Source organism: Aliivibrio sp. S4MY1, assembly GCF_028765545.1.
Classification (GTDB): Bacteria; Pseudomonadota; Gammaproteobacteria; order Enterobacterales; family Vibrionaceae; genus Aliivibrio.
This window is the reverse complement of the sequence record NZ_JARACP010000006.1, coordinates 17,620-30,486: the sequence shown is the minus strand read 5'-3', so window position 1 is coordinate 30,486 and position 12,867 is coordinate 17,620. Positions and strand designations below refer to the sequence as shown.

Below are 12,867 nucleotides of genomic sequence, written 5' to 3'. Positions count from 1 at the left end.
ACAATGAAAGTTGTCAATCAGTGAACTCAATTTATACTTAACTTAAACGACAGTTATAAATATCTTGCAGGAGACGGGATGAAAATACTCATTACGGGAAGTACAGGGTTAATCGGAAAACAGTTACTGGATCACCTTAAAGGTCATGAACTAGTACTTCTGACGCGTAATATAGAAAAAGCTCAATCTTCATTAGCTCATTTAGCTTTACCTCATGTTAATTTCATTTCGGATCTTTCTTCACTTTCCGATCTTAATAATATTGATACTGTTATTAATTTAGCAGGGGAACCGATTGCTGATAAAAAATGGACCCGTAAACAAAAAAAAATCATCTCTGATAGCCGATGTAAGTTAACTGAGCAATTGGCACAACTCTGTCTAGCATCCACACCACCACCACGATGTTTTATATCGGGATCAGCCATTGGTTATTACGGAGATAATGGCCAAAAAGATATTGATGAAGACACTAAGATAGTCTCTGCAGATTTTGCTCATCAAGTCTGCCAGCAATGGGAAAACAAGGCACTACAAGTTCAAAGTAAAAATACTCGCGTTTGTATCTTACGAACGGGGGTCGTATTATCACCTTTAGGTGGCGCCCTAAAAAAAATGTTATTGCCTTATAAATTTGGTTTAGGTGGCCCTGTTGGAAATGGAAAGCAGTACCTATCTTGGATTCATATTGATGATATGGTTTATGGTATTTTGCATTTAATGACACAAGAAGAAAGCCAAGGTATTTATAACTTAACGGCCCCTCACCCTGTTTCTAATCGCTTATTTAGTCAAACTTTAGCAAAGACATTAAAACGTCCACACTTTCTATTTACTCCAAATATTATTATTAAAGGTATATTAGGAGAAGCTTCTGTTCTGCTAACAGACAGTCAACGAGTTCGACCAAAGCGACTCGTCCATGAAGGATTTAAATTTCGCTACTCTCGAATAGAGTCTGCACTCAAACAATTATTAAGCTAAAAATTATAATGATTGGAAGATACAATATTACAAATATGTTAAATCCAATCATTTTCACCAAAATCGAACACAAGCAATTAAAAGAGACTACTCATCAATTTTAATTTGTACTCAAATCAATTAAGTAATTCCCCCTAATTCTACCAAAACCATTTAGCTATAAGCATTCTCATTTAAAATAATTAACCTATGGATTACTCTATCTAAATAAATAAAAAAACATAAAATAAACAATGATATAAGATTAAATTTTGCGTATTTATTTATTTGAAAATTACATAGCATTATCAAGGTCGTGACTTTTACAGTATGATGACCATTGAAAACTGGATGATTTTTAATTATAGTACTAATGAATTATTAATACGCATATCTTGCGAAGGACTTAAAAATGAATCCCATACTGGAAGTTAAGGGACTGTATAAAGTGTTTGGTGAAGACACTGACCGCGCCTTTACAATGATTGATGAAGGCGCAAATAAGGAAGAAGTTTTTGAGAAAACAGGGTTAACCATCGGTGTTAATGACGTATCTCTAAGTATTCAAGAAGGTGAAATTTTCGTCATTATGGGCCTCTCTGGTTCTGGTAAATCGACCTTGGTACGACTTCTTAATCGCCTAATCGAACCTACCCAAGGCAATGTACTCCTAAAAGGTAAAGACATTGCACATATCTCTGAAGAAGAACTCCGCGAAGTTCGCCGTAATAACATCTCAATGGTTTTTCAAAACTTTGCCCTAATGCCGCACATGACTGTTATAGAAAATGCAGCTTTTGGTTTAGAGCTTGCTGGCGTAGAGATTGAAAAACGTAAACAATGTGCATTAAGTGCATTAGAAAGAGTTGGTCTTGATGTATACGCAGAATCTTATCCCGATGAATTATCAGGTGGTATGAAACAACGCGTTGGTCTAGCAAGAGCACTTGCTTGTGATCCAGACATTCTATTAATGGATGAAGCCTTCTCTGCTCTTGACCCTTTGATTAGAACAGAAATGCAAGATGAGCTTATCCGCCTACAAAATGATGATAAACGTACTATTGTCTTTATCTCTCACGATTTAGATGAAGCCATGCGCATTGGTGACAGAATTGCCATTATGCAAAATGGTGAAGTAGTTCAAGTCGGCACTCCTGACGATATCCTCAACAACCCTGCAAATGATTATGTTGAAGCCTTCTTTCGTGGTGTTAATGTCGCGAACGTCTTAACTGCCAAAGACATTGCTCGTAAAAAACCTGCCGCCATGTTTAAGAAATCAGAACATGATGGTCCAGCATCTGCTCTTCAGTATCTAATGGATAATGACAGAGAATATGGCATCGTTGTAGATAAGAGTAGCCTCTATTCTGGCATCGTCTCTGTTGATTCTCTTCGCGAAGCACATAACGACAACAACTCTCTTGTCAGTGCTCAACTTACAGATGGTGTAACACTCAAACCAAACCAAGCGATCAATGATATTTTAGGCGTAGTGGCTAATGTTCCTTACTCTGTACCTGTGGTTGACGAGAGTGGTAAGTATTTCGGTGTTGTGACTAAATCACGACTGCTTCAGACGTTAGATAAGGGGTAGAACGATGTCATCAGAACAAACAAACAATGACCCATGGTCACAAACAGCACCAACAAGCGATGACCCATGGGGCCAAGTTGGTGATACATCAGCCTCTGCTGATTGGTTAAATCATGAAACTATCGAAGTAAATACTTTTGACCCCTTAAATCCCTTTGAGGAAGCCGTACTTCCTGTCGATGTTTGGGTGGAGTCAGGATTAAACTGGTTAGTTGAACATGGTCGCCCATTATTTCAAGCCATTCGAGTACCGATTGATTTTATCTTAAGCTCTTTTGAAACGGCATTAGTATCAACACCAGCACCATTCATGCTTCTTATTTTATTTTTATTAGCGTGGCAATTTTCGAATCTTAAGCTAGGGATCTCAACGGCAGCTTCATTACTCGTTATTGGCCTTATCGGTGCTTGGTCTGAAGCCATGACGACTCTGTCATTAGTGATGACCTCTGTCTTTTTCTGTTTACTTATCGGGTTACCGATGGGGATTTGGCTAGCAAGAAGCAAAACCGCCGCAAAATTCGTTCGCCCAATCTTAGATGCAATGCAAACAACGCCAGCCTTTGTTTACCTAGTTCCAATTGTAATGTTATTTGGCATCGGTAATGTACCTGGTGTTGTTGTAACCATTATTTTTGCACTGCCTCCTGTTGTACGTTTAACCATTCTAGGTATTCAACAAGTACCAGAAGAACTAATCGAAGCTGGCCATTCATTTGGAGCCAGCAAAAAGCAAATGCTGTATCGAATTCAACTTCCACTAGCACTACCAACGATTATGGCCGGTGTTAACCAAACCTTAATGCTATCTCTATCTATGGTGGTTATTGCCTCAATGATCGCGGTAGGTGGATTAGGTCAAATGGTATTAAGAGGTATTGGACGACTAGATATGGGACTAGCAGCCGTCGGTGGTTTAGGTATTGTAATACTTGCTATTTTACTAGATCGAATCACTCAAGTATTAGGGGCAAACGCAGGTAATACTAAATTACGTTGGTATCGCATGGGCCCTGTTTCTATCTTGCTAAATATGTTTACTCAAAAAAAAGAACCAAAAACAGAACTACAACTTAAGGAGAAATAAGAATGATTAATTCATGGAAGAAAGCACTGACAGTGAGTATCGTTTCCACTCTAGCTTTATCATCAAACGTATGGGCAGAAAAACTCCCTGGTGAAGGCGTTACAGTGCAAGCTCTTCAATCTACAGTTGCAGAAGAAACGTTTCAAACATCAATTGTAAACCGAGCGCTTGAAGAGCTAGGTTACGATGTAAAACCAACAAAAGAGGTGGATTACAACGTAGCTTATACGTCGATTGCAAAAGGTGATGCAACTTTCCTTGCTGTTGGCTGGTTCCCTCTTCATGCGGATAAATACAAAATGTCTGGTGGTGATGATAAGTTCTATCGTCAAGGTCAATACGTTAGCGGTGCTGCTCAAGGCTACCTAATTGATAAAAAAACCGCTGAAAAGTATGGCATTACAAACATTGGGCAATTAAAAGATCCAAAGATTGCAAAATTGTTTGATGCAAATGGTGATGGTAAAGCAGACCTAACTGGCTGTAACCCTGGCTGGGGTTGTGAAATGGTGATCGAACATCAAATTGGTGCTTATCAACTTGAAGACACTGTCACGCATAATCAAGGTAACTATGCCGCAATTATTGCTGATACGATTTCACGTTACAAAAATGGTGAGCCTGTTGTCTATTATACTTGGACCCCTTATTGGGTAAGTGGCGTACTGGTTCCTAATAGAGATGTTGTCTGGTTAGAAGTCCCTTTCTCATCACTTCCGGGGGATCGTGAAAATGTCGATACCACATTATCTAATGGAAAAAACTACGGCTTTGAGATGAACTCAATGCGTATTATCGCAAACAAAGAATTTGCGGCTCAAAATCCTGCAGCAGCTAAGTTATTTGAGATTATCAAACTGAACATTAATGACGTCAGTGCGCAAAATATGATGATGAGTAGAGGCAAAAACAGCTCTGCTGACATTCAATCCCATGTAGATGGTTGGATAAAAGCAAACCGAGCACTGTTTGATTCTTGGTTAGCTGAAGCGAAAAAAGCCGCTATCTAAATCTAATAACGACATCCACTTAAATACAACCAAAGACCAATGGCACCTACCATTGGTCTTTTTGATATAAAAAAGCCAGCAATAGAAATACAGCGTTATTGTATAATATGGTCATCATTTATTAGGGATAAGAGTTAATGACACGAACTATATTCATTACAGGCTGTTCAACAGGCATTGGTTATACTGCAGCCCATCAATTACAAAAGCATGGCTTTAACGTTATTGCTTCTTGTCGTAAAAAAGAAGATATAGAACGATTACAGAGTGAAGGGTTAACCTGCCTCTATTTAGACTATAGTGATCCACAAAGTATTACTGATGCTGTCGTTGAAGTAATAAGACTGACTGATGGGAAATTATACGCATTGTTCAATAATGGTGCATATGGCCAAGCCGGAGCGCTCGAAGATCTACCCCGAGAAGCATTAAAAGAGCAGTTCGAGTCAAATTTCTTTGGTTGGCACCAATTAGTCACAGAACTTCTTCCTGTTATGAGGAAACAAGGGGAAGGTCGAATTATTCAAAATAGCTCTGTTTTAGGTATTGTTGCGATGAAATATCGTGGCGCTTATAACGCGTCAAAATTTGCGATCGAAGGCTGGACTGATACTTTACGCTTAGAGTTATCCGATACAAATATCAAAATAAGCTTAATCGAACCAGGCCCAATTGAAAGTAAATTCCGCTCTAATGCATTGAAAGCATTTAAAAAATTGGTTGATATTGAAAAAAGCTCTCATAAAGAAAAATACCTTATTCAACAAACACGACTTGAGAAAGAACACTCTGGTAGTGCCTTTGTTTTACCCTCTGAATCTATCGTTCCTCCATTATTACATGCTCTCAATTCATCAAGACCAAAAGCACGCTATCGAGTAACCTTCCCCACCCACCTCTTTGCTATTCTAAAACGATTATTACCAACAAAGTACCTTGATAAGATCTTAAATAAGAGTGATTAACTTAGCTTTATCATGTCAGTTTGGTGTAACAATTAAGAAATATAAGAAAAGAACAAAAATGTAATATTAGTGTCATATTGCATAAGTATATTTGTTCCTATCCGGTAGAAAGTGTTTTTTCGGGAGGGAATATGACACTAGGTAAAATCAACTGGATCTGTGTGAGTGTGGCGGTTGCAGTCTTCATACTGATCTAACGGTTGTCTTCGCTTACGATAGTAAAGCCATTATGTTATGCATAGTGGCTTTCTTCGTCTTTGGCTCCTTGAAAATCAGTGCAATACCCCATATAACTGTATATATACAGAGACAATACTGATTTTAGGAAAAGACCATGCAGCCAGAACATAGCGTTGAACTAAACGAACAAAACTTCCAGCAAATTCTCGAAGGCTCAATGCAGACCCCAGTGTTAATTCACTTCTGGGCACCAATGAGTCAAGAAAGCCTTACGGTTATTCCTGCATTACAACAACTAGCGCAGCAATACGGCGATGCAGTAACTCTTGCTCTACTTAACTGTGAAGAACAGCAAGGTCTTGCACAACAATTTGGAGTTCAAGCGCTGCCAACGATTGCTTTATTTAAAAACGGCCAAGCGGTTGATGGTATGGGCGGTCCTCAAACGATCGAAGCCATTCAAGGAATGTTAAATAAACACCTACCGAGCCAAGAAGAGCTACAATTAGGTCAGGCATTTAAGTTAGTTGAAGAAGGTGAATTTCAAGCAGCACTTCCTACCCTTCTCGCTTTGCTTGAGCATTTTGGTGGTAATGGCCAGATTAAACTTCATATTGCTCAATGCTATATTGAAACTCAAGCTTATGATCAAGCAGAAACAATGTTGTCTGAAATTTTAATGCAAGATCAAGACAGTAAATACAAAGAATTAATCGCAAAACTAGAGCTTCATAAGCAAGCAGGAAATACGCCTGAAATCCAAGCGTTAGAAGACAAATATAATGCAGAACAAAGCAACACCGAGCTGGCTTTAGAGCTTGCGGTTCAATACAGCCAAGTAAATCGTCAAGAAGAAGCCTTGGAAATTTTAATGAACATTTTATTAAAAGATCTTAACGCTCAAGATGGGCAAGTAAAGAAAACAATGATGGATATTCTTTCTGCTCTTGGCCAAGGAAATCCAGTTGCAGGTAAATACCGCCGTCAGCTGTATTCTCTACTTTACTAAGTTACTGACTAACGAATTAATCCTGTTGTTACTTTTTATCGTGACAGCAGGTTAACCCTCTAATAATAGGGCAATCATTGCTCTCATCACCTGGGCAAGCACTCGCTAGCTCTAATAATGTCTGCTTCATTCCTTTTAACTCTTCTATCTTGGCTTCTATCTCTGTGACTTTCTCTAACGTTTTCTTTTTTACATCTGCACTACGACGATTTGGATTATTTGATAAACTTAATAGTTCTTGGCATTCTTCTAGACTAAATCCAACTAATCTTGAACGTCTGATCAACTGTAACTCTTCAACTTGGGCTGTGGTGTATTGACGGTAACCATTAGCACCTCTATTTGCCTCTCTGATCACACCTTTGCTTTCATAAAAACGAATCGCTTTCGATGTTAATCCAGTTAAATTCGCTACTTCACTAATATTCATTTTAAACTCATTTAATCTCTTGACCTTCCATTTACTGTAAGGTTTATTATTAGCAATATCAAGAATAGTTTACGAGGTTATTATGAGTCAGGAATTTACCCTTCCCTTATCAGGATTAAACTGTGGTCGTTGCGTAGCAAAGGTTGAACAAAATCTTGCTAACAACCCAAACATATCTCAATACTCAGTAACCAAGTCGGAACTAGCACTAACGACAACACTTACTTACCAAGACGTAGTTGAAATTATTGAACAACTCGGTTACTCCGTCCCTAAAGAAAAAACAATCAAGCTTTACCTTTCAGGGTTGAATTGCGGTAAATGTGTCAATAAAACAAAAGATGCCTTAAGTGCTCTCTCCCATTCACACATTGAATCTATCTCAAAAACAGAGATAGTATTGACGACGGTACAGTCACAAGCGCAGATCATTGAACTAATTGAATTCATAGGGTTTCAAGCAAGTACTACGCCATTTAATGCCAATAATACTCTTGGCTCCAACAATAAGTCAGAATCCATCAAAGATAACTCAGCAACATCACAGCTACCTATCGATAAGAAAACAACGCAATTGATATTAACAGGCATGACTTGTGCTAGTTGTGTCGCCTCCGTAGAGAGCATAATTCAGAATGTTGAGCATGTTGAATCGGCGACGGTTAACCTAGCTGAACGCACCGCACTCATCCACGGTAATATTAATGTCACAAAACTCATTCAAGCAATAGAAGCTGGAGGCTATGGGGCAGAACTAAGTATCAATGAAGACCAACGTCGTGCAAGACAAAAAGAATTATTCCTAAAGACAACCAGTACACATAAAAAGAACACAATTATCTCACTCGCTATTGGTGCACCACTCATGTTATGGGGTGTTTTGGGCGGTAATATGCAAATCACCACCGTTAATGACCAATTAGTATGGGGAGTTATCGGTCTTATTTGTTTAGGTTTACTGCTTACAGCTGGTAAACACTTTTATGTAAATGCGTGGAAAGCCTTTACACATCACAGAGCAACCATGGACACTTTAGTTGCATTAGGAACGGGATCTGCTTGGCTTTATTCTATGGCTTTGGTTATTTCACCTGAGTTTTTTCCACTGCAAGCTCGTCATGTTTATTTTGAAGCAACGGCAATGATCTTAGGTTTAATTACTCTTGGAAATTTAATAGAAACTAAAGCTCGTAATCGCACCTCTACTGCAATTGAAAAACTGTTAGATCTTCAGCCACAAACCGCAACCGTATTACAAGATGGCCAAGAAATAACCCTGCCAATTGCTCAAGTCACTCAAGGCATGAAAATTAAAATCAAACCTGGTGAAAAAATACCTGTTGATGGCTCTATTTTCAGTGGGGAGAGTTATCTAGATGAAGCCATGCTTACTGGTGAGCCTTTACCTTGTTTAAAGTCCAAAGATGGCATTGTTCATGCAGGGACGATTAATCAACAAGGCAGCTTTACGTTTATTGCAACAAACGTTGGTGAAAACACCATGCTAGCACGCATCATTACAATGGTCCGTAATGCACAAAACAGCAAACCAAAGTTAGCGAAATTAGCTGATCAAATTTCATCGGTATTCGTCCCAAGCGTTATGATCATTGCAATTATATCTGCTTTAATTTGGTACAACTTTGGACCAGAACCAACCTCTAGCTATATGCTAGTTGTTGCAACTACCGTACTTATTATTGCCTGCCCTTGTGCTCTCGGTCTTGCAACACCAATGTCAGTGACAGTTGGAATAGGTAAAGCTGCCGAGTTTGGTGCGCTGATAAAAGACGCAGATGTGCTTCAAACTGCAAGCACAATAGATACAGTTGTTGTCGATAAAACAGGAACATTAACCGAGGGAAAACCTACGGTAACTAAGGTCACTGGTTTTAATGGTCATACGGAGGCTGATATTATCTCATTAGCCGCTGCGGTAGAAAGTCACTCTGAGCACCCATTAGCTCAAGCGGTTATAAATTATTTAAAGAAAAAATCTTGGGATAATATCAACAGTACCAACTTTATAGCTCAATTAGGATTAGGTGCCTCAGCTACTGTTAATGCTGATACTATTTATATTGGTAATCGTACTTATTTAGCAAACAACAACATTGATATTCCAGATGTCACTGTTTCTGTATCAGCGACACCACTTTATGTGGCAATTCAAAATGAGTGTATTGGTGTTATTGAAGTCAGTGACTCGATTCGAATTGATTCTGCGTTAGCTATTAAACAATTCAACCAACTTGGTATCAATGTGGTTATGTTGACCGGAGATCGCCAAGAAACAGCGCAACATGTTGCAAAAGAGTTAGGGATTAAACATGTCATCGCTGGTGTACTTCCTGATGGAAAAGCTCAGGCAATTCAAACCTTACAAGCCCAAGGTAAAAAAGTCGCCATGATTGGTGATGGTATTAATGATGCACCAGCTCTCGCACAAGCTGAGGTTGGTATCGCCATGGGTAATGGCAGTGATGTTGCGATTGAAAGTGCTCATCTTACGTTAATGAATCACTCATTACTTACTGCAGTAAGCGCCATTGAATTATCTAAAGCCACAATGAAAAACATGAAACAGAATTTATTTGGTGCTTTTGTCTATAACACCATCGGCATTCCTATTGCTGCGGGTATTTTATTTCCATTTACTGGGATGCTATTAAGCCCAGTGGTTGCAGGGGCAGCAATGGCATTATCTTCAATTACTGTCGTGACTAATGCTAACCGACTACGACTATTTACTTCTCGTTCTCAACGAGTTTCCTATAAATAATAAAGGGGCATCGCATGATTAATCTAATTGGTATTGCTCTAATTATTGCCATTATCTACTGGTTTTGGCTATCACCTAATTCAAAATAACCTTTGGAATATTCACAATGAAAAAAGTAAAAAAACTCGCTTTAACTTCTCTGATGTTAGTGAGTTCATCAGTATTTGCAGCAACTGAAGTCACTTCTTATAAATCCCCTTACTGCGGTTGCTGTACAGAGTGGGAAGATCATATGAAAGATAATGGCTATGACGTAAACACAGAAAAGCATGAAGATATGGCTGCAATAAAAGAGAAGCTAGGTATTGATCCTCGCCTTGCCTCTTGTCATACGGCAGTTATCGATGGTTATGTATTTGAAGGACATATCCCTGCATCAGATATTAAAAACTTTTTAGCAGATCCTAAAGATTTTAAAGGTCTCGCTGTTCCTGGTATGCCAATGGGTTCACCAGGCATGGAATATGGTGACCAAAAAGATAAATACCAAGTGGTTGCATTTAAAGAGAATGGAAAATTAGCGTTATTTAATACCCATAATTAGGGTCGTATCAGACTTAATACTAATCAAGATAAGTGATTATCAGATAAATTGGCATGTATCATAAACGGTGTTGAATTATACCAACATCGTTTTCTTCTGTGGATTATGTAAATTACAAATGCAAAAAAGCCGCATCATTTCTGATGCGGCTTTCTTAAAAGTGGTCGGTGAAGAGGGATTCGAACCCCCGACCCTCTGGTCCCAAACCAGATGCGCTACCAAGCTGCGCTATTCACCGAGCTGTTAAACAAAGACCTTGTCCGTGTCAACGAGGGCTATAATACTGTCTGTGAGTTTTTTGACAAGCATTATTTTGTTTTTTCTTTCCGTTCGCTTACAAAAACAACAAACTGTTGAATTGATAAACAAAAGCCCCTGAAATTATAACGATTCAGAGGCTTATCTTCTTTTAACAATTACTTATAAGTAATTTCACCACGAGGTGCAAATTTGTTCACATCTATTGGGCTGTTTGTTTCTAAGAACTCTTTAAGTACTTCAGCATCAACAAAACCAGTATTCACATAGCCTGAGTGATCTGAAATTTTAGGGTAACCATCACCACCTGCAGCATTGTAGCTTGGTACAGTAAAACGATATGTGTTATCTAAGCGCAATTGCTTACCACCAATAAACACATTTGATACTTTTCCATTCTCCACTGTCATCTTAATGCCTGCAAATTGAGCATAAGCACCAGAATCAACTGGTTTCGTTGCTACAACATTTAAGTAATCTAGTACTTCTTGGCCTGTCATATCAGCATAAGTAACGATATTTCCAAACGGTTGCACGGTTAACACGTCTTTATAGGTTACATCGCCCATCTCAATTGAATCACGCACACCACCTGAGTTCATCACTGCAAAGTCCGCTTTAGCACGTTCCATGTGAGATTGAGCAATTAAACGACCTAAATTTGTTTGTTGGAAACGAACCACATTACGGTCCCCTTCTAACTTTCCATTAGTTGATGCGATTTTTACATTCAACTGTCCTTGGCCTTTTTCTTGATATGGTTTTAAGAATGCAAGTAATTCAGGATCTTGTTCAATCTCATCTTGGATAAATACACGTTGTTTTTTACCGTCGATTTTCACTTTTTTCTTCAAATTCACAGGAATAAGATCGTAGCTTACCATCTCTAATTCGCCATTGCGGAATTCAAAATCAGCTTTACCTACGTATTTACCCCATTCGTGCGCTTGAACAATCCAAGTACCATTTTGCTGGTCTGGTTTACACTCATCACCTGGCGTAAAGTTTTTCTTAGCTACATTAGGGCCTTCCATACATACAGGCTCTTGCGAGTGACCACCCACAATCATGTCTAGCTCACCAAGCTCAAGTGAACGAGCTAAAGCAACATCACCTGGGGCATTAATACCACGTTGACCATTTTCATAATGGCCCATATGCGTTACAGCAAAAATAAGATCCGGCTTCTCATTCGCTTCTAGCTCTGCAATGATTTTTTTCGCTTCTGCTTTAGGATCACGAAACTCTAAATCACCGATGTATTCTGGGTTACCAATTTTAGCCGTATCTTCAGTTGTGAAACCAACAACAGCAATTTTAATACCTTGCTTTTCAAATATTTCGTAAGCTTGGTATTTACGCTCGCCAGTTTTTTTATTATAGATATTAGCTGATAACATTGGGAACTCAGCCCAATCAATCTGCTTTTGCAATACATCTAATGGATTATCAAATTCATGGTTACCAAGGGCAATCGCATCATAACCAATTTTATTCATGCCTTTAAAATCTGGTTCAGCATCCTGAAGATCTGATTCAGGAACACCTGTATTAATATCACCACCAGAAAGAAGAAGTACGCTACCGCCTTGTGCTTGAACATCTGCACGTAACTCATCAATCAGCGTTTTACGAGCCGCCATGCCATACTCGCCGTATTTATTCTGCCAAAAACGACCGTGGTTATCGTTTGTATGTAATACCGTTAGCTTATACGTAGTATCTTCTTGCCATGCATGCTCAGTTGTTGTTGCACAACCTGCCAGCGTTGTAACTAATGCAGCAGCAATCGCTGTTTTAAGAGAAAGACGTTCCATCATGTTTCACCATTCATTCAAGGGGGATAAACTAGACCAAATCAATCAATTACGAGTGATCCAATCCAATAACCTGACCAAGTTTAAAAGAATTACGCTTTACTCTCACATTGATTTCATAAATATGTCTGTTAGATCACTAAAAATAACTCATATATTACTAATAAATAATGAAACTAAAAATAATCGAATGCAAAACACACAAAGCAAACGATCACCCAG

Annotated in this window: 10 protein-coding genes and 1 tRNA gene; 8 read left to right on the top strand and 3 right to left on the bottom strand. The window is 38.6% G+C overall.

Annotated features, from left to right (window positions below; translation table 11 throughout):
• Window positions 1-78 precede the first annotated feature (78 nt).
• The 6 genes from PVK71_RS08055 to PVK71_RS08030 all read left to right on the top strand — a co-directional run bounded on the left by PVK71_RS08055 (window position 79) and on the right by PVK71_RS08030 (window position 6,814).
• Window positions 79-984, top strand: coding sequence for a TIGR01777 family oxidoreductase (locus tag PVK71_RS08055; protein ID WP_274417911.1), 906 nt, complete (start codon window positions 79-81; stop codon window positions 982-984).
• Window positions 985-1,375: 391 nt separating this feature from the next.
• Entirely contained in the window at window positions 1,376-2,563 is a 1,188-nt protein-coding gene (gene proV, locus PVK71_RS08050; protein ID WP_130043092.1) for a glycine betaine/L-proline ABC transporter ATP-binding protein ProV, read from the top strand.
• Between the two features lie 4 nt (window positions 2,564-2,567).
• Complete coding sequence (gene proW, locus PVK71_RS08045; RefSeq protein WP_130048089.1) at window positions 2,568-3,650, top strand: glycine betaine/L-proline ABC transporter permease ProW; 1,083 nt, start codon at window positions 2,568-2,570, stop codon at window positions 3,648-3,650.
• Between the two features lie 2 nt (window positions 3,651-3,652).
• Window positions 3,653-4,660: a glycine betaine/L-proline ABC transporter substrate-binding protein ProX gene (gene proX, locus PVK71_RS08040; RefSeq protein ID WP_274417909.1), complete on the top strand. Its 1,008-nt coding sequence runs from the start codon at window positions 3,653-3,655 to the stop codon at window positions 4,658-4,660.
• Window positions 4,661-4,797: 137 nt separating this feature from the next.
• Window positions 4,798-5,625, top strand: a complete 828-nt coding sequence (locus PVK71_RS08035; RefSeq protein ID WP_274417908.1) for an SDR family oxidoreductase — start codon at window positions 4,798-4,800, stop codon at window positions 5,623-5,625.
• Window positions 5,626-5,959: 334 nt separating this feature from the next.
• On the top strand, window positions 5,960-6,814 hold the full coding sequence (locus PVK71_RS08030; RefSeq protein ID WP_274417907.1) for a co-chaperone YbbN: 855 nt from the start codon (window positions 5,960-5,962) through the stop codon (window positions 6,812-6,814).
• A gap of 28 nt (window positions 6,815-6,842) precedes the next feature.
• Here the strand turns inward: PVK71_RS08030 and cueR are convergent, their stop codons facing one another.
• Window positions 6,843-7,244 carry a Cu(I)-responsive transcriptional regulator gene (gene cueR, locus PVK71_RS08025; protein ID WP_274417906.1) on the bottom strand — a complete coding sequence of 134 codons (402 nt, stop codon included), beginning with the start codon at window positions 7,242-7,244 and terminating at the stop codon, window positions 6,843-6,845.
• A gap of 82 nt (window positions 7,245-7,326) precedes the next feature.
• Between cueR and PVK71_RS08020 the strand changes: the two genes are divergently transcribed.
• Together PVK71_RS08020 and PVK71_RS08015 are read left to right on the top strand one after the other, a co-directional pair.
• Entirely contained in the window at window positions 7,327-10,026 is a 2,700-nt protein-coding gene (locus tag PVK71_RS08020) for a cation transporter (RefSeq protein ID WP_274417904.1), read from the top strand.
• Between the two features lie 106 nt (window positions 10,027-10,132).
• On the top strand, window positions 10,133-10,570 hold the full coding sequence (locus PVK71_RS08015; protein WP_274417903.1) for a DUF411 domain-containing protein: 438 nt from the start codon (window positions 10,133-10,135) through the stop codon (window positions 10,568-10,570).
• 161 nt (window positions 10,571-10,731) lie between these two features.
• Here PVK71_RS08015 and PVK71_RS08010 read toward each other — a convergent pair.
• Window positions 10,732-10,808: transfer RNA gene (locus PVK71_RS08010), tRNA-Pro, on the bottom strand.
• 178 nt (window positions 10,809-10,986) lie between these two features.
• A complete protein-coding gene (ushA, locus tag PVK71_RS08005; protein WP_274417902.1) occupies window positions 10,987-12,648 on the bottom strand; it encodes a bifunctional UDP-sugar hydrolase/5'-nucleotidase UshA in 1,662 nt (553 codons plus the stop codon).
• Window positions 12,649-12,867 lie beyond the last annotated feature (219 nt).